The organism is Bradyrhizobium sp. Rc2d (genome assembly GCF_900099855.1).
Taxonomy (GTDB): domain Bacteria; phylum Pseudomonadota; class Alphaproteobacteria; order Rhizobiales; family Xanthobacteraceae; genus Bradyrhizobium.
In genome coordinates this window covers 12644-30595 of the sequence record NZ_FNCU01000042.1, presented here as the reverse complement: position 1 = coordinate 30595, position 17952 = coordinate 12644, and the positions used below count along the sequence as shown (strand labels likewise).

Sequence of the window (17952 nt, the reverse complement as noted above, 5' to 3'; positions counted from 1 at the left end):
CACCTTGCAGAGCAGCGGCGCCGGCGCGCGCGCGTTCCAGAACGCGCGATTGCAGAAGAAATTGAAGAAGCAGGCGGACGCCATCATCTCTGCCGCGGCAAGTGCTCATGGCCAGGGACGATATGCGGAGACCGAGGCGCTGTGCCGTCAGGTCCTGCAAGCCGTTCCCGATCATTTCGACGCCACGCACCTGCTCGGCCTGTGCGCGCATCAAGGCGGCCGCCTGGGGGAGGCGCAACAGCTGCTCGCGCGCGCGATCGCGCTCGAGCCGCGTTCGCATGAGGCCTATAACAATCTCGCGACCGTACACTCCGGTCTCGGGCAATTTGAGGCCGCCCGCGCATGTCAGGAGAGGGCGATCGCGCTGAAGCCGAATTTTCCGCAGGCCCTGACCAGCCTCGGTAATACCTTGCTCCACCTGAACCTGCCCGAACAGGCCATCGAAGCGTACGACCGCGCCATTCGGCTGAAGCCGGACCATGCCGATGCGCTTTGCAATCGTGGCTTGGCGGAGCTGACGCTGCGCCAGTTCGACCGCGCCAAGCAAAGTTTCGAGCGCGCGCTGGTGTTTCAGCCGCGGCACGTGGAAGCGCTCGTCGGCAAAGGCGTGGTCAGTATCGAGCTCAAGCACTACGATGAGGCAGAAGCTGCGCTCGGCGCGGCGCTGATGATCAGGCCCAATTCGGCGAAGGCTCTGGCACACCGCGGACGGCTCCATCTTGAGCTGTCGCGCTCGGAGCGGGCGGCAGCGGATTTTGATGCAGCGCTGGCGCTTTCGCCCAGGCTCGAGGTGGCCTTGCAGGGAAAGGCCCAGGTCGCGCTTGCCATGGGCAACACGGCGCAGGCGATTACGGCCGTCAAGACCTTGCTCGAGGAAAATCCGCGCTCCGCGATCGCGATGACGCTGCTGAGCGCCTGTTTTGCAAACCAGGGAGAGATCGCATCCGCGATCGAGCATCTCGACGCCGCGCTGGCAATCGCACCGGACCATGCGGACTTGATCGCGCGGAAGATCCACTTTCTGGACTTTCTTTCCGACGCCGATTTCGCGGTCCAGCAGGCCGCGCGAAAATATTGGTGGGACGCGATCGGCGCCAGGTTGCCGCAACGGAAGCTCTCACCCCGGCAACTCGATCCTGACAGGCGGATCGTGATCGGTTATGTCGCTGCCGAGTTCTGGTACCATTCGGCGGCGTTCGGCCTGCTGCCGGTGCTGCGCCATCATGATCACGCGAAATTCGAAATCGTCTGCTATTCGTGCTCGCCGTTGCGAGACGAGATGACTGCCGAATTCAAGTCGTTGGCGGACGTCTGGGTGGACGCCTGGCAGCTTACGGACGACGAGCTGGCCGATCGTATCCAAGCCGACAATGTCGATATCCTGATCGACGTGTCCGGGCATTCGACCGGCAACAGGCTGCCCGTATTCGCCCGCAAGCCGGCTCCCATCCAGGTCACGGGCTTCGGCCACGCGACCGGTACGGGCCTTCAGACCATGGACTACGTGCTCGCCGATCCGGTCTTCATTCCGCAATCGGCGCGCCATCTGCTCGCCGAAAAGGTTCACGATCTGCCGTGCCTGATCACGACCGATCCCATCCTGGATGTGCCGCCTTCGGAGCTTCCCATGCTCCGCAACGGCCATGTCACCTTCGGCGTGTTCAACCGCATCTACAAGATCTCGGACCAGGCAATCCGCGTATGGGCGAAAGTGATGCGCGAGGCGACCGGATCGAAGATCATCATCAAGCATACTTTGCTCGATGATTCCTTGCTGCGCGACAATCTGATCGCGCGGTTCGTGGCGCAGGGTATCGCCGAAGAGAACGTCATCTGCATGGGCTCGACCCCACGCCACGACCACCTGTTGGCGTTCGCGCAGGTCGACATCTCCCTCGATACGTTCCCGCAAAATGGCGGCGTCAGCACCTGGGAATCCCTCTATGCGGGCGTTCCGGTCGTCGCCAAGCTCGGCAACGGCGCCTCGTCGCGCGCCGGTGGCGCCATCGTGGCGGCCGTCGGGCTCGACGACTGGGTCGCCGAGGACGACGAGGGCTACGCCGCAATCGCGTGCAAATATGCGGCGCAGCCCGCGCAGCTGGCGAAGTTGCGCGCGGAGTTGCCGGCTCGGATCGCAGCCTCGCCGGCCGGCAATGTCGAGATCTATACGCGCAGGGTCGAGGCGGGCTATCGCCAGTTTTGGCGCGACTATTGTGCCTCGGCCTCTAGAGGCGGCGAGGTCGCGTAAACAGCCGGCAGCGCAGGCCCGTTGGGCGCGCGCTTTCCGGATGTGAGGAAGCCTACGGCAGTCAGACGAATGGCGGCTTGATGTTGCTGCGCTTCTCCAGCCACTCGGGCACGGGAAGGTTCTTGGCGCGCATGAAGTCCGCGTTGAACAGCTTCGACTGATAGCGGCTGCCGGAGTCACAGAGCACGGTGACGATCGTCTTGCCAGGCCCGAGCTGCTTCGCAAGGCGTATCGCGCCGACGATATTGATGCCGGTCGAGCCGCCGAGGCACAGGCCTTCGTGCTGGAGCAGCTCGTAGATCGCGCTGACGGCTTCGGCGTCGGGAATGAGATAGGCGTCATCGACCTTGGCCGTCTCGACGATCGCGGTCGCGCGGTTGAGGCCGATGCCCTCGGTGATCGAGCCGCCCGGCGTCGCCTTGGGATCGCCGGTCCTGAAATATTCGTACATGCCGGCGCCGTGCGGATCGGCGCAGGCGATGCGGATGTTCTTGTTCTTCTCTTTGAGATAGCGGCTGACGCCGGCTAGCGTGCCGCCGCTGCCGACCGAGCAGACGAAGCCGTCGACCTTGCCGCCGGTCTGCTCCCAGATCTCGAGTCCGGTGGATTCGTAATGCGCCTTGGCGTTGTCGAGATTGTTCCACTGGTCGGCGAAGAGCACGCCATTGGGTTCGGTCTTGCGCAGCTCGTCGGCGAGGCGCCGGCCGACATGCTGGTAGCTGTTGGGGTTGGCATAGGGCAGGGCCGGCACCTCGATCAGCTCGGCGCCGCACAGCTTCAAGAAATCCTTCTTCTCCTGGCTCTGCGTCTCAGGGATCACGATCAGGGTGCGATAGCCGCGCGCGCTCGCAACGACCGCAAGCCCGATGCCGGTATTGCCGGCCGTCGCCTCCACCACGAGCCCGCCGGGCTTCAGCTCGCCGCGCTTCTCGGCCTCCAGGATCATCCATTTGCCGGCCCGGTCCTTCACCGACTGGCCGGGATTCATGAACTCGGCCTTGCCCAGGATGGTGCAGCCGGTCAATTCCGAGGCGCGCTTGAGCTTGATGAGCGGGGTGTTGCCGATGGCTTCGACAACGTCATTCTTGATGGTCATATCGGGGGAAATCACTGGCAAAGGGGTTGATCAGCTTGGCCAGAACCTAGTGCTTGCAAGACAAAAGGGGAAGGCTTTTGCGCTGCGGCGAAACCGGTCGAAGCCCCCGCCGCAGCAGGGATATTTTTGAGAGCACAGACCCGGCGATGATGTGCTGGGCCGCGAGGCGGGATATCGGTAGGAGAATATGGGCGATCTTCGTCGGAGCACGGAAGATAACGATCGTCGTGGGCGGTCCTCGCGACAATCTTCGCCTTCGGCGGCATGTCTCGATGCCGAGATGGGTGGAAGGCGTCCGGAAGCTTGAAAGCATATCTGCGTGAGCGAGGCGCATTTGCTTTCGGCAATTGACGATCTCGTGAGAGTCGCCCGACCTCGAGACGGAGCTGAAATCGCGTGGGTGCTGTTGAGCAGTCCGATAAGGATCGAGCCGCACCGGTGTTGCGGCAATATCACATGAAATCTTAGTAAGCTTGAGCGCGTGACAGGACGGCACTGGAATGCAAGAAGCCACTGCGAGACAAGGACATCTCGCATTTGCGCGGTCCTGACGTCGGTCCGTTCCGACACGCCTCTCGCACCTGCGGGACTGTCCCGCAGTTCCGCGCCCGGCTAATATGGGTCTCAGGTTCCGCAGAAAGCATCACAGCTGTGAACGAGTCGTCCAACGCCCCCCGACTGTGCCGCCGCGAATCGGTTAATCCGGCTTCGCGGTGGCGGCTCGATCTGCCCGGCGGGGGGTGGATGTGACACAAATTGTTCCTGCGATCGCCATGCGGCGGTCTCCGGGGTCTGCGTCCAGGACGCGGCACGCGGCGCGCTGGCTTGCGGCGCTGTGCCTCGCGGCCAGTTCGGGCGCTTGCGTGCTGACGCAGGATCTTCCCGATCCCGCGCTCGATGTTCCCACGCAGTACAAATACGCCGGCAAAGGGGATGCGCCGCCGTCGCTGGATTGGTGGCGCGGCTTCCGCTCCACGGAGCTGACGCAGCTGATGCAGGAGGCGCAGACCGTCAACCTCGACATCGCCGCTGCGGTGGCGCGAATCGTCCAGGCCGACGCCCAGGCGCGGCAGGCGGGCGCGGCGCTGCTGCCGAGCCTGTCCACGGCTGGATCGGAAACCTATTCACGTACCTCGGGCTCGAGCGCCTCGGGCCTGTCCATCGGCGGACGCGAGGTCGTCAATTATTCGGCCTCGCTGAGCGCGAGCTACCAGCTCGACTTCTGGGGCCAGAACCGCGATGCGCTGCAAACGGCCGAGGAGACGGCGAACGCCAACCGCTTCGATCGCGACACGGTCGCGCTGACGACGCTGGCGGCCGTCGCCAATGCCTATTTCCAGGTACTGGCCTCGCAGGACCGCATCAGGACCTCTCAGCGCAACATCGCGAGCGCGCAACGCATCCTCGATGCGGTCAAGGAGCGGCGTAAGGCCGGCACCGGAAGCGATCTTGACGTCGCCCAGCAGGAGAGCCTGGTCGCGAACCAGAAGGCCTTGGTGCCGCCACTGCGCCAGACGCTCGACCAGAACATCAACGCGCTAGCTGTGTTGGTATCGCGCCCGCCGGAGAGTGTGCGCGTGCTCGGCGGCTCGCTGGACCGGATCGCGATCCCGCGCGTCACGCCTGGCCTGCCGTCCGAGATCCTGACGCAGCGGCCGGACATCCGCCGGCAGGAGGCGCAGCTCGCCTCGGCCACCGCAAACATCGGGAATGCCCGCGCTCAATTCTTTCCGACGATCCAGCTGACCGGCAATGGCGGCTATCAGAGCTCAGCGCTGGTCTCGCTGTTCCAGCCGCATGCCGCCTTCTTCCAGCTCGTCGGCAGTGCCACGCAGCCGATCTTCGACGGCGGCAGGATCCTCGGCAATTTCGAACTTGCCAAGGCGCGTCAGGACGAACTGCTGCAGACCTACCGCAAGACCATCGTCCAGGCCTTTGCCGATGTCGACAACGCGCTGTTCTCGATCAAGCAGACCACGATCAAGCTGCAATTGCAGCGCGATGTCGTCGCCGCCTCGCGCCGCGCCTTCGATCTCTCCGAGCAGCAATTGCGCGCCGGCACTGCCGACATCGTGACCGTGCTCAACACCCAACTGACCCTGTTCCAGGCGGAAGACGCGCTGTCGCAGGCCCAACTCGCGCGGCTTCTCGCCATCGTCAGCCTGTACCAGGCGCTCGGCGGCGGTTGGGAGCCGAGGATGGAGAAACCGGTCAATGCTCTTTAAGCCGGAGACGAAGCAAGGCGCGAAGGAGGGGACGGCGAAAAAATCGCGCGGCCGCGGCCTGGTCATGACCCTGATCACGCTCGCGATCCTCGGCGGCCTTGGTTATCTCGGCTGGACCGTCACGCATCAGCAGCAGGCGAACAACCGCAACCAGCGGCCCGATCTGCCGGTGCCCGTGCTGGCGGTGAGCCCGCGCGTCCAAGACGTGCCTGTCTATCTCGACGGCGTCGGTGCGATCCGCGCGCTCAATACCGTGACCGTGCGCTCGCAGGTGGACGGCAAGCTGATCGCGGTCAATTTCACCGAAGGTCAGGACGTCAAGAAGGGCGACGTGCTCGGCGAGATCGATCCGGCGATTTATCAGGCACAGTACGATCAGGCTGTGGCCAAGAAGGCGCAGGATCAGGCCCAACTCGCCAATCAGCGCATTGACCTTACGCGTTACGAGCAGCTCGCCGCCACCAATGCCGGCTCCAAGCAGCAGGCCGACACCCAGCGGGCCCTGGTGGCGCAGACTGAGGCGCTGGTGAAGGCGGATCAGGCCGCGATCGACAATGCGGCGGCGACGCTGAGCTACACCAAGATCGTGGCGCCGCTCTCGGGCCGCGTCGGCCTACGCCAGGTCGACCAGGGCAACATCATCCACGCCTCCGACACCACGGGCCTTGTCGTCATCACGCAGTTGCAGCCGATCGCAGTGTGGTTCAGCCTGCCGCAGCAGCAAATCATGCGCGTCAACGCCGCAGCGGCGAAGGGTGCGCTCGCTGTCGACGTGTTCGGCAATGACGGCATCACGGTGATCGATACCGGCAAGCTCACCGGCATCGACAACCAGGTCGACCAGACCACCGGCACGCTCAGGCTCAAGGCGGAATTCCCTAACGCCAATTACCAGCTCTGGCCGGGTCAGTTCGTCAATGTCCGCCTTAAGGTCGAGACCTTGGCGCAGGCGCTGGTGGTGCCGACCTCTGCGGTGCAGCGTGGTCCGATCGGGACCTTCAGCTATGTCATCGGCGAGGACAACATCGTCTCGGCCAAGCCCGTGACGGTCACGCAGCAGAACGAGCATGACGCCGTCATCGCCAGCGGCCTGTCGCCGAACGACAAGGTCGTCACCACGGGCTTTGCCAATTTGTCCGACGGCTCCAAGGTGACGGTCGGCCGCGACGACCAGACCCCCTCGGCCGATCTTGCCCCGCGCAAGCGCTCCCGCGGGCCGGACGCTCAGAAGAAGGATGGTGCCAAGGAAGGCCAGAAGGACGGACAGGGCAAAGACGGCGAGTTCCGCGCCAAGCGCAAGAGCAGCGAGGGCGACCAGAAGGGACAGACCGGGCCAGCACCGGGGCCGGGGGCAACGGGAAGTGGAGCCAAGCAGCCATGATCCCGACAACAGCCGCTTGACGCGGCAGGCGTAACCCATGGGTGTCTCCGAACCCTTCATCCGACGACCGATCGCAACCTCGCTGCTCGGCATCGCGCTGCTGATCGGCGGCGCGCTCGGCTACTTCGCGCTCCCTGTCTCGGCGCTGCCGCAGGTCGATTTCCCGACCGTGCAGGTGACGACCCAGCTTCCGGGTGCGAGCCCCGATGTGATCGCCTCGCTGATCACCGCGCCGCTGGAGCGGCAGCTTGGCCAGATCCCGTCGCTGTCGGCGATGAATTCGACGAGCTCGTTCGGCGTCAGCCAGATCTCGCTCCAGTTCGACCTCAACCGCGACATCGACGGCGCGACCCAGGACGTTCAGGCTGCGATCAATGCGGCGGCCGGCGTGCTGCCCAAGACGCTGCCTTATCCGCCGACCTACGCCAAGGTGAACCCGGCGGACGCGCCGGTGATGACGCTGGCGCTGCGCTCGGACACCATCTCGCTGCGGGTGATGAGCGATATCGCCGACACCATTCTGGCGCAACGCTTGAGCCAGATCTCCGGTGTCGGACGCGTCTCGGTGCTCGGCGGGCTGAAGCCGGCCGTGCGCATCCAGGCCGACCTGGCGCGGCTCGCGGCCTATGGCATCGCCATGGAGGATCTGCGCACCGCGATTGCCAATGCCAATGTCTCGGGGCCGAAAGGTTCGCTCGACGGCGCGCAGCAATCCTACATCATCGCGGCCAATGACCAGATCGCCGCGGCGGACGCCTACAAGCCCGTTATCATCGCCTACCGCAACGGCTCGCCCGTCACCATTGCCGACGTCGCGCAGATCGTCGACGGTCTCGAGAACGACCGCACCGGCGGCTGGTACCAGGGCACGCCCGCCGTCATCATCGACATCCAGCGCCAGCCCGGCGCTAACGTCATCGACGTTGTCAGCCAGATCCGCGCCGAGATCCCCAAGGTGCAGCGCGCGATTCCGGCCGGCGTGAACCTCACCATCGTCTCCGACCGCACCGTCACCATTCGTGCCTCGGTCCATGACGTCCAGTTCACGCTGATCCTGAGCGTCGTGCTGGTGACCCTGGTGGTGCTGTTGTTCCTGCGTTCGCTGCGCGCCACGCTGATCGCGGGCGTGGCACTGCCGCTGTCGCTGATCACGAGCTTCGGCATCATGTATTTTGCCGGCTTCAGCCTCGACAATCTGTCGCTGATGGCGCTCACGATCGGCACAGGCTTCGTCGTCGACGACGCCATCGTCATGATCGAGAACATCGTCCGCCACATGGAGAATGGCGAGAGTGCGATGGAAGCCTCGCTCAAGGGCGCGAGCGAAATCGGCTTCACCGTGATCTCGCTGACGGTGTCGCTGATCGCGGTCTTCATCCCGCTTCTGTTCATGTCGGGCCTCGTCGGGCGCATGTTCCGCGAATTCGCGCTGACGCTGACCATCGCGGTCGTCACCTCGGCGGTGGTTTCGCTGACGCTGACGCCGATGATGTGCTCGCGGCTGCTCAAGCACGCCCATGAGGAGCTGGCGGTTCCTGGACTCGCTGCGATCAGCCGCTTCATCGACCGCACCGTCGAGTTCTATCACCGCACGCTTTTGTGGGTGCTGGAGCGTCAGCGCGCCACACTGCTCGTGACCTTCGCCACGCTGGCTGCGACCCTCGTCCTCTATGTCGTCGCGCCAAAAGGCTTCCTGCCGCTTCAGGACACCGCCTCGATCACGGCGGTGACGGAAGCCGGACCCGACGTGTCGTTCGCGGAGATGCAGAAGCGGCAGGCCGAGGCCGCCGCTGCCATCAAGGCTGATCCCGATGTGGTCGGCGTGGTCTCAGTCATCGGCGCCGGCTCGGTCAACCCGACCACCAATGTCGGGCGCCTCGTCATGACCCTGAAACCACGCGGTGAACGGCGTGACGATGTCGCGGCGGTCGTGATCCGCCTGAAGGAGAGGGTGTCAGGCATCCCCGGCATGACCGTCTATTTCCAGCCGGTGCAGGACGTGCAGATCTCGACCCAGTCGAGCCGCTCGCAATACCAGTACACGCTGACCGGCACCGATGCGACGCTGGTCTCGGAATGGGCCAGCAAGCTGGTGGCGGAGATGCGGCGCGACCCGCTGTTCCGCGACGTCTCCTCGGAGGCGCAGGAAGGCGGCCTGCGGGCACAGCTCGATGTCGACCGTACCCGCGCCGGTCAGCTCGGCGTGAGTCTGCAAGGAATTACCGACACGCTGAACGATGCGTTTGCACAGCGGCAGATCTCGACCATCTACGGCCAGGCCAACCAGTACCGCGTCGTGCTGGAGGCGCTGCCGATGTACCAGCGCGATCCCTCGATCCTGTCGAAGCTCTATCTGCCGGGCGCCGCGAGCTCTACCGTCGGCGCGCCGAGCGCCCAGGTGCCGTTGTCAGCCGTGGCGACGCTGAAGCGCACCACGGCGCCGCTCGCGATCTCGCACCAGGCGCAATTCCCCTCCGTGTCGCTCAGCTTCAACCTCGCGCCGGGCGCGGCGCTCGGCGATGCCGTCGAGGCCGTGAAGACGATCGAAACCCGGATCGGCATGCCCAACAGCATCGTCGGTGTTTATGCCGGCGATGCCGCCGAGTTCGCCAAGGCGCTCGCCGGCCAGCCCTGGCTGCTGCTCGCCGCCGTCATCACGATCTACATCGTGTTGGGTGTGCTCTATGAGAGCTACGTCCACCCGATCACGATCCTGTCGACGCTGCCCTCGGCCGGCGTCGGCGCCATCCTGGCCCTCGTGCTGTGCGGGCAAGACCTCTCGGTGATCGGCCTGATCGGCATCATCCTGCTGATGGGTATCGTCAAGAAGAACGCGATCATGATGATCGACTTCGCGCTCGAGGCCGAACGCGGGCAGGGCATGTCGCCGAACGAGGCGATCGTGCAGGCGTGTCTGTTGCGCTTCCGTCCGATCATGATGACGACGCTGGCGGCCCTGTTCGGCGCGCTGCCGCTCGCGATCGAGAGCGGTACCGGCGCCGAGTTGCGCTTCCCGCTCGGCATCTCCATCATCGGCGGCCTGCTGCTGAGCCAGCTGCTCACGCTCTACACCACGCCCGTGATCTACCTCGCACTGGACCGCATCAACCGCCGCCTCGAGCAGGCGCTGCCGCCGGCCGAATCCGGCGGCCCGCCGGTCGCGGGCGCGACCGAGGGGATGCAGTGATGGCGTCGATCTCGGAGCCCTTCATCCGCCGCCCGGTTGCGACCACGCTGCTGTCGATCGGGTTGTTCCTGCTGGGTGTCGTCGCCTACGAGTTCCTCCCCGTCGCCTCGGTCCCGAATGTCGACTTTCCCGCCATCTTCGTCTCGGCCAGCCGGCCCGGCGCCGATCCGTCCGTGATGGCCGCGACGGTGGCCTCGCCGCTGGAGCGGCGGCTCGGGGAGATCGCCGGCATCAACCAGATCACGTCCACGAGTTCGCTTGGCACGACCAACATCCAGCTCCAGTTCGACATCGGCCGCAACATCGACAAGGCCGCCCGAGACGTGCAGGCAGCCATCAACGCCTCGCTCATCGATCTGCCGAGCGACCTGCCGACACTGCCACGCTTTCGCAAAGCCAACACGGCCGGCGCGCCCGTCTTCGTGCTGGCGCTGACCTCGAAGACGCTGTCGGCCAGCGCGATCTACGACGTCGCCGATACGGTCATCGCCCAGCGCATATCACAGGTGCCTGGTGTCGGCGACGTCACGGTCTCCGGCGCCGATCAGCCGGCCGTGCGGGTGCAGCTCAATCCGGTCGCGCTGTCGAATGCGGGCATCGCCACCGATGACGTCAGGACCGCGATCATCAACGCCAATCCGCTCGGTCCCGTCGGCATCTTCAACGGTGAGCGCCAGAGCGAGACGCTGGCGCTCAATCGGCAGATGCGCACGGCGAAAGAGTTTCGCGATATCGTCATCAAGAGCTCGAACGGCCATTTCGTCCGGCTCTCCGACGTCGCCGACATCGAGGATTCCGTCCGCAACGCCCGCTCGATCGCCTGGTTCAACAAGCAGCCGGCGGTGCTGATCCAGATCACCAAGCAGGGCGATGCCAACGTCATCGACACCGTCAACAGGGTCAAGGCGCTGATCCCCGCGCTGAAGCAGTGGATCCCGGCCGGCGTCGAGATCTCCACGCTGGTCGATCGCACCGGCACGATCCGCGCCAGCGTCCTGGACATGCAATGGACCCTGCTGGCGACCGCGTTCCTCGTCATGATCGTGGTGTTCGTGTTCCTGCGGCGGCTGACGCCGACGATCGCGGCGGGCATCTCGGTGCCGCTGGCCTTGGCCGGCACCTGTGCCGGCATGTGGATTGCGGGCTTCTCGATCGACAATCTGTCGCTGATGGCGCTGGCGATCTCCGTCGGCTTCGTGGTCGACGACGCCATCGTCATGATCGAGAACATGTTCCGCAATCTCGAGCATGGCATGCGGCCGTTCCGGGCGGCGCAGGAGGGCGCGAAGCAGATCGGCTTCACCGTGGTCTCGATCAGCCTGTCGCTGATCGCGGCGTTCACGCCGCTGATCTTCATGGACGGCATCGTCGGCCGGCTGCTCCGCGAATTCTCGCTGACGCTGACCTTCGCGATCCTGGTCTCGACGCTGGTGTCGCTCACGGTGACGCCGATGATCTGCGCCCATTACATCCGGCAGACCACGTCCGGCACCGCGACCTTGTTCGATCGCCTGATCGAGGGCTCACTGTCGCGCATCGTCGCCTTCTATACCCGCACCCTGCGCACCGCGCTGGAATTCCCGCTGCTGACGTTGCTGGTGTTCTTCGCCACCATCGCTCTGACGGTGACGCTCTACATCAAGGTCCCCAAAGGCTATTTCCCGACCGACGATTCCGGCTTCGTGATCGGGGCGACGCGCGCCTCGGCCGACATCTCGTTTCAGTCGATGCTCGGCCTGCAGCAACGCCTCGCCGACATCGTGATGCAGGATCCGGCCGTGGCCGGCATCGGCTCGACCGTCGGCAGCGGCGTGGGCCCCGGCGGCGCCACCTCGAACCGCGGCACCATGTTCATCAGCCTGAAGCCGCCGGAGGAGCGCGACCACGTCTCGACGCAGGTCGTCATCGACCGTCTCAGGCGAGCATTGTACCCCGTGCCCGGCATCCGCCTCTTCATGTTCGCCGCCCAGGACGTGCGCGCCGGCGGACGGCAAAGCGATTCCGACTACCAGTACACGCTGACCAGCACCGATCTCGGCCTGCTGCAGAAATGGGCGCCGATCGTGGCCAAACGCATGGAGAGCGTCGAAGGCATCACCGACATTTCCAGCGATCGCGATCCCGGCGGGCTTCAGCTGACCTTGTCGATCGACCGCCAGAAGGCCTCGGCGCTCGGCGTCAAGGTGCAGGACATCGACAATGCGCTGAACAACGCCTTCGCGCAGCGGCAGATCGGAATCATCTACACCCAGCGCAACCAGTACATGACCGTGCTGGAGATCGACCCGAAATTCCAGGTCGATCCCTCCAACCTCGAACGCATCTATGTCGCCGGCGCGGGCGACGCGCAGGTACCGCTGTCCGCCGTGGTCCATGCGACGCGAGGCCTCGCCGCACTCGCCGTCTATCACTCGCAGTCTTTCCCCTCGACCACGGTGTCGTTCAACCTCTTGCCCGACGTGCCGCTCCAGGCCGCGACGCAGAACATCCAGCGTGCGGTCGAGGAATTGCACATGCCGGAAGGCATCCGCGGCAGCTTTGATGGCAATGCCGGCGATTTCGCCAAGACCAGCGGCCGTCAGCCGCTCTTGATCCTCGGCGCGCTGGTCGCGATGTATATCGTGCTCGGCGTGCTCTATGAGAGCCTCGCCCATCCGCTCACGATCATCTCGACGCTGCCTTCGGCCGGCCTCGGCGCGCTGCTTGCGCTCCAATTGACGAACACGCCGCTGACCGTGATCGCCTTCGTCGGCATCATCCTGCTGATCGGCATCGTCAAGAAGAACGGCATCATGATGGTCGACTTCGCGCTCGATGCCGAGCGCCAGCGCGGGCTGTCCTCGGCGGAGGCGATCTTCGAGGCCTGCCAGGCGCGCTTCCGCCCGATCCTGATGACGACGATGGCGGCGCTGTTCGCCGGCATCCCGCTGGTGGTCGCGACCGGCCCCGGCACGGAACTGCGCCGACCGCTCGGCATCACCATCATCGGCGGCCTGTTCGTCTCGCAGATCCTGACGCTCTACACGACGCCGGTGATCTACCTTCTGATCGACCGTCTGCGCCGGCGAACCGCGCCGCGCCCGCTGGCCGCGCCGGCGGAATAGGTTGTTGAGGCGCCGCATCGAGCGTATAGCGGCGCCATGTCCAACGCGCCCGATACCGCCGCCGCGCCGGCCGAGCCCATCCCCGAATGCCCGCACTGCCAGAAGCCGATGCCACTGTGCATCTGCGACAGCGTCACGCCCATTGAAAATCGGCTGTCACTCCTGATCCTCCAGCACCCGCAGGAGCAGGACAGGGCGCTCGGCACCGCCCGGGTGCTCGCGAAGCATTTCGAAGATGCCACGGTGCGCGTCGGCCTGTCCTGGCCGAGCCTGTCCAAGGCGCTGGGCCGGCCGGTCGAGAATGCCGCGCGTTGGGCCGTGCTCTATCTCGGCTCGGCCCGCGCCGCCGATCTCGAGGCCGAAGGCGAGATCGTCGCGCTCAACCGCAAGGGCGAGGTCGCAGAAAATCAGCGGGCGATCCTCGGCAAGCTCGAAGGCGTGGTGCTGCTCGACGGCACCTGGAGCCAGGCCAAGGCGCTGTGGTGGCGCAATCCCTGGATGCTGAAGTGTCAGCGCGTGATCCTGAACCCCGCGCACCCCTCGCGCTACGGGCGCTTGCGTAAGGAGCCACGCCGCGACGGCCTCTCGACCATCGAGGCCGCCGCGACGATCCTCGCGGGCCTCGAGCGGCGTCCGGATATCGCCGACACCCTGCACGCAAGTTTTGAGCGACTGTTGGCGCGCTACCGTGAGGTTCAGGCCGAGATGCCGGAATTGGCGCCCAGACCTGCCCCGAAGCGCGGCCGCCGCGACTTCCGGCGTCGCAAGCGAGCCTGACAGGCTGGAGCAAAAGCATAGCGCTCGAGGGCTCCATCAAGGCGTTGGAAGTCGCCTGGAAAGTGGGACGAAGGCGGTTGCCTAAACCCTTCATCCCCTATATTGCTCCGGCCTTACGGGGCCACGTGGCGGAGTGGTTACGCAACGGTCTGCAAAACCGTGTACACCAGTTCAATTCTGGTCGTGGCCTCCATCAAGCCTCTGATTCTTCAACATAAACTCGCTTCGGCTCAGGTTCCGCAAGTATTGCTTTCGCGCGGCTCGCTACCGGGTTTGCCCGTGACCGGTTGGGAACCCGCGATTCAGGCCCGTTGGCATAGAGTTCGCATCGGTTGGGCGGGATATCCGATCAACCGAGCGTTGGAGAAGCCGTGGGCGACATCGTCCGATTTGTCCCGAAATCCGAGCTGGAGCGAGCTCGCCTCATTCGCGAGGCGCGCGCAATCTATGACAGCATTTTTCCGCCAGTCGCATCCGACCGAGTGCCGCAGGACGGTGAGGAGCGCGTCAAGACTTGATCGTCGCTGTGCCGGGTTTGCTGCGCATGCCGATAGCAAAACGCCCGCGAGGCGGGCGCTTCCACTCTCAGCGAAGGTGGCTCAGCAGGCTGCGTACCAGCCGTCCGGAAAGGGCAGGAGGGGCCAAGCGCCCTCATTGTCATTGGCGGCTTTGGGCATTGCGGCGTACGACCACGAGCGGGGCACGAATTCCTCCTCCGGCGCGGACGCAAAATCTTCGTGAATCATGACGTCCCGGACGGCATCCAGCAGCAAGTTGAATTCGGCTTCGCTCATCACACCCTCCGGAACGCGGATGGCGCAATGTCGCAAAGGCGGTTTGTTTCCCGATTGACCCGATCGTTCGCATTTTAACGATCCGGCGATCAGGTCCCGATTGGTTAGCGATTCCTGAAAATCTTCTTTGGGAACTCTAGGTTCCTCCGCTTGCGAGCACTGTGAATAAAATCACATCCCCGCAGGTTTATTTCTCGCACCGTCTGTCGCGACACCGGCCAACGCAGCCGGGGCGGGCAGGGCAGAACGGGAGAGCAGTCATGAAGGCGAGGTTCTTGCGGTTTGCAGGTGTGAAGAACCGGGCGCGCCGCGCCTCGACCGTCGGGCTGTTTCTGACGCAATTTGCCTCCGCCGCCCATGCGCAGGGAACGCCGGAGCAGCGCCGAGCCTGCACGCCCGACGTCTATCGTCTCTGCGCCGGCGAAATCCCCAACGTCCGTGCCATCACCGCGTGCCTGCGGCGCAACCGGGCCAGCCTGAGTGAAGCCTGCCGCAGCGTGTTCGACCAGGCCGGCGGCTAGTCCTGTGGATTTGTGCGCAGCAAGTGGCGTGCGCGCCACGCAAATCCACCGATCCGTGTCTGTGAATATGCTGCGGACAAGCTGTTGAGTGATGGTGCGCGCTCGACGGACGCGACGCCAAGTCTGGCGCTCGCAATCCCGTGACGCGATGCCGTGACAAGGCAAAAATTTACGCAAGTTCTGATCTGTCGCATTGCCGCGCCAGCTCATCCCAGTCAGAGGCAAAACCGCGAGGAGGCGCGGCTGTGTCTGCGATTGAGATGCCGGTTGGAAAAGCTACATGGGTGCTCATTCTCCGTCATTGCGAGCGAAAGCGAAGCAATCCAGAATCCCTCCGCGGAAAGATTCTGGATTGCTTCGTCGCAAGAGCTCCTCGCAATGACGTGGAGAGAGCGGTGTGCCTCAACCTCGATCTCGTGCCCCGGACGCTGCACAGCACGAAGTGATGCGCAGCCGAGCCGGGGCCCACGCGTCATCGAGCGGCGATCGTCGCCTGGATCCCGGCTCTCCGCCGCAACGCCTTTGGCGTTGCGGCTTGTCCGGGACACGAGAGTGGCGGGGGCGGTTACGGGATGCCGAACGCTCCCCGCATTTCGTCTCAATTGCAACCAACGCGTGCAGGAAACCTTTATCGGTTGTGATCTGGAGGTGATCGCCCGGCTTGAACGCGGGCCCGGACCACGGCGACTAACCGATAGAGTGCCTAGGGATCAGCGGACCGTGATCGCAACTCCTCTTCCTAAAGCACCAAAATGGTGCTTTAGTGCTTTCCATGAGCCCGTCGCCCCGAAACGCTCCATCTGCGCTGCGTTACAGGCTTGCCCCCGATCCGGCTGCCAAGGCCGCGCTGGAGGCGACGTTTAGGGCTTATGACCGCATGATGGAGATTCTCGACGAGGTCGCGCGGCGCCACAATGTAGGTTCCAACGTGGTCCTGCTCCATGCCCATGCCTATGAGCCGATCCGCAAGCAGACCGCGCTGCCCTCACGCCTGGTGACGCTGGGCCTGCGCGACGGTGTCGCCTATCGCGCGTCGCAGGGCCGCCGGCTGCCGCTGGACGACAAGCTCGCCAAGATCAAGGGCCCCGCCACCATTTCCATTGCAACCGTGCAAGGCCGCTTCAGCGTGCCCTTCGACTATGCCGGCTATGCCGAGGGCTGGGGGCAGAGCGTGCCCGCGCACCTGATCCGCACCGACGACGGTTTCGAAGTTCACTACGGCGTCACGCCGAACATTCTGCCAGAGGAGGAGAACGCTATGGATACCATCGCTGCCGCCCCCGACAATTTCCTGTCCCGGGTCGGGCGTCTGATCGCGGGGATTGCCTATGACGCGATCGAGCAGGCGGAAGGCAAGAACAAGCTCAAAGTGGTTGGCCAAGCCATCCGCGAGATCGAGCGCGCCGAGAGCGAGGCGCGCGATGCGCTCGCGGCCGCGCGCGCCGAGGAATACCGCCTCAACGCGCGCCGCACCGAGATCGAGCGCGAGATGGCCGAGCTCGCTCCCAAAATCGAAGGGGCGATCACGGACGGGCGCGACGATCTCGCGCGCGCCGGCATCGCGCGGCAGATGGATCTGGAGGCGCAATTCGAGATGCTCTCGCGCGCCATCGACGAGAACAACGAGAAGATCGAGCAATGCGTGACGTCCCTGCGCGCCGTGCTGTCGGCGCTCCAGGATGCCGAGCAGCGCCGCGCCGATCTCGAAAAGAGCGAGGCCGTCGCAAGCCAGCAGGCGTCGACATCACCCCGCAAGCCGGGCGGCGGTTCTGCAGCCGCGAAGGCGCTGCGCGCGGGCAGGGCGGTGGCACGGGTCACCGGCGTGCCGCCGGGCATCCCTTATTCGAGCGACATCGACGAGCTCAGCACGTTGCATCGCGACAAGGAAATTGCAGCGAGGCTGGCCCGGCTGAAGTCGCGCTCCTGAGTGCCGTGTCATCATGAGCGCTCTGCTCGAACACGTCATGTCGCCGGAGGTCAGGCCGTTCGCGATCGCGGCGGCCATGATCGTCATTGTCGGCTCGATCGAGGTGGTCTCGATGCTGGTCGGGGCTTCGCTCAGCGAGATGCTCGGCACCAACATCGATTTCGGCCACCCCAGCGACAATGGCGTGATCAACGCGATCTCATGGATCAATGTCGGTGGCGTGCCGCTGCTGATCTTCCTGCTGCTGTTGCTCGGCGCCTTCTCCATCACGGGCTTCCTGATCCAGGACGTCGCGCGGATGGTGGCCGGTCCGTTGCCGGCGGCGATCGCCTCGATCGGGGCGGTCGCCGTATCGGTTCCGCTGGTCCGCGGCGCAAGCCGTGCCATCGCGCGGGTCATTCCCAAGGACGAGAGCTACGCCGTCGGCCTCGGCGATCTCGTCGGCCGGGTCGGTGAGGTCGTCGTCGGTCCGCTCGACCAGGGGCCGCCTGGCCGCGTCAGCGTCGCCGATGTCCACGGCAACCGTCACTTCGTCTGGGCCGTCGCAGCAGCTTCATCATCGCCGCTGCCGCAGGGAACCATGGTTCTGCTGGTCGACCGCGATGGCACCCGCTTCGTGGCGGTCAAGGCCGACGATGAACTCAAACCCTCCAAGCCCACTCTAAGCAGCTAGCACGTCATTATCGGAGAAA

General features: G+C 64.9%; 11 protein-coding genes and 1 tRNA gene. 10 read left to right on the top strand and 2 right to left on the bottom strand.

From position 1 onward, the window contains the following. Window positions 1-4: 4 nt before the first annotated feature. Window positions 5-2248, top strand: coding sequence for an O-linked N-acetylglucosamine transferase, SPINDLY family protein (locus tag BLV07_RS34645; RefSeq protein WP_176945950.1), 2244 nt, complete (start codon window positions 5-7; stop codon window positions 2246-2248). Between the two features lie 61 nt (window positions 2249-2309). On the opposite strand, the gene BLV07_RS34640 is transcribed toward BLV07_RS34645, so the two are convergent. Continuing rightward, window positions 2310-3344: a cysteine synthase A gene (locus tag BLV07_RS34640; RefSeq protein WP_091894834.1), complete on the bottom strand. Its 1035-nt coding sequence runs from the start codon at window positions 3342-3344 to the stop codon at window positions 2310-2312. Window positions 3345-4084: 740 nt separating this feature from the next. Between BLV07_RS34640 and BLV07_RS34635 the strand changes: the two genes are divergently transcribed. The 6 genes from BLV07_RS34635 to BLV07_RS34610 all read left to right on the top strand — a co-directional run bounded on the left by BLV07_RS34635 (window position 4085) and on the right by BLV07_RS34610 (window position 14211). Continuing rightward, window positions 4085-5569: an efflux transporter outer membrane subunit gene (locus BLV07_RS34635; protein ID WP_091894832.1), complete on the top strand. Its 1485-nt coding sequence runs from the start codon at window positions 4085-4087 to the stop codon at window positions 5567-5569. After that, the gene (locus BLV07_RS34630) at window positions 5559-6950 is read left to right on the top strand and encodes an efflux RND transporter periplasmic adaptor subunit (protein WP_091894830.1); all 1392 of its coding nucleotides are present in this window, start codon (window positions 5559-5561) and stop codon (window positions 6948-6950) included. Before BLV07_RS34635 ends, BLV07_RS34630 begins: the two co-directional genes overlap by 11 nt. 37 nt (window positions 6951-6987) lie before the next feature. Further along, window positions 6988-10137 carry an efflux RND transporter permease subunit gene (locus tag BLV07_RS34625; RefSeq protein ID WP_091894828.1) on the top strand — a complete coding sequence of 1050 codons (3150 nt, stop codon included), beginning with the start codon at window positions 6988-6990 and terminating at the stop codon, window positions 10135-10137. Next, window positions 10137-13241, top strand: a complete 3105-nt coding sequence (locus BLV07_RS34620; protein ID WP_091894826.1) for an efflux RND transporter permease subunit — start codon at window positions 10137-10139, stop codon at window positions 13239-13241. The genes BLV07_RS34625 and BLV07_RS34620 overlap by 1 nt, the downstream gene beginning before the upstream one ends. Before the next feature lie 36 nt (window positions 13242-13277). Next, window positions 13278-14018, top strand: a complete 741-nt coding sequence (locus tag BLV07_RS34615) for a tRNA-uridine aminocarboxypropyltransferase (RefSeq protein ID WP_091894824.1) — start codon at window positions 13278-13280, stop codon at window positions 14016-14018. Between the two features lie 119 nt (window positions 14019-14137). After that, window positions 14138-14211: transfer RNA gene (locus BLV07_RS34610), tRNA-Cys, on the top strand. A 406-nt stretch (window positions 14212-14617) separates the two neighbouring features. Here BLV07_RS34610 and BLV07_RS34605 read toward each other — a convergent pair. Next, window positions 14618-14812, bottom strand: coding sequence for a hypothetical protein (locus tag BLV07_RS34605; RefSeq protein ID WP_091894821.1), 195 nt, complete (start codon window positions 14810-14812; stop codon window positions 14618-14620). A 260-nt stretch (window positions 14813-15072) separates the two neighbouring features. On the opposite strand from BLV07_RS34605, the gene BLV07_RS34600 reads away from it, so the two are divergent. From BLV07_RS34600 to BLV07_RS34590, 3 genes are all read left to right on the top strand, one after another. Beyond that, complete coding sequence (locus BLV07_RS34600) at window positions 15073-15333, top strand: hypothetical protein (protein ID WP_091894819.1); 261 nt, start codon at window positions 15073-15075, stop codon at window positions 15331-15333. Between the two features lie 763 nt (window positions 15334-16096). After that, the gene (locus BLV07_RS34595) at window positions 16097-17260 is read left to right on the top strand and encodes a PspA/IM30 family protein (RefSeq protein WP_091894817.1); all 1164 of its coding nucleotides are present in this window, start codon (window positions 16097-16099) and stop codon (window positions 17258-17260) included. Window positions 17261-17273: 13 nt separating this feature from the next. Next, on the top strand, window positions 17274-17933 hold the full coding sequence (locus tag BLV07_RS34590) for an OB-fold-containig protein (RefSeq protein WP_091894815.1): 660 nt from the start codon (window positions 17274-17276) through the stop codon (window positions 17931-17933). Window positions 17934-17952 lie beyond the last annotated feature (19 nt).

Bases quoted from the DNA above. Each gene is read 5' to 3' on its own strand.
- BLV07_RS34630 (WP_091894830.1), top strand. From the start codon at position 5,559: ATGCTCTTTAAGCCGGAGACGAAGCAAGGCGCGAAGGAGGGGACGGCG.
- BLV07_RS34640 (WP_091894834.1), bottom strand. From the start codon at position 3,344: ATGACCATCAAGAATGACGTTGTCGAAGCCATCGGCAACACCCCGCTC.
- BLV07_RS34620 (WP_091894826.1), top strand. From the start codon at position 10,137: ATGGCGTCGATCTCGGAGCCCTTCATCCGCCGCCCGGTTGCGACCACG.
- BLV07_RS34625 (WP_091894828.1), top strand. From the start codon at position 6,988: ATGGGTGTCTCCGAACCCTTCATCCGACGACCGATCGCAACCTCGCTG.
- BLV07_RS34600 (WP_091894819.1), top strand. From the start codon at position 15,073: ATGAAGGCGAGGTTCTTGCGGTTTGCAGGTGTGAAGAACCGGGCGCGC.
- BLV07_RS34605 (WP_091894821.1), bottom strand. From the start codon at position 14,812: ATGAGCGAAGCCGAATTCAACTTGCTGCTGGATGCCGTCCGGGACGTC.
- BLV07_RS34590 (WP_091894815.1), top strand. From the start codon at position 17,274: ATGAGCGCTCTGCTCGAACACGTCATGTCGCCGGAGGTCAGGCCGTTC.
- BLV07_RS34615 (WP_091894824.1), top strand. From the start codon at position 13,278: ATGTCCAACGCGCCCGATACCGCCGCCGCGCCGGCCGAGCCCATCCCC.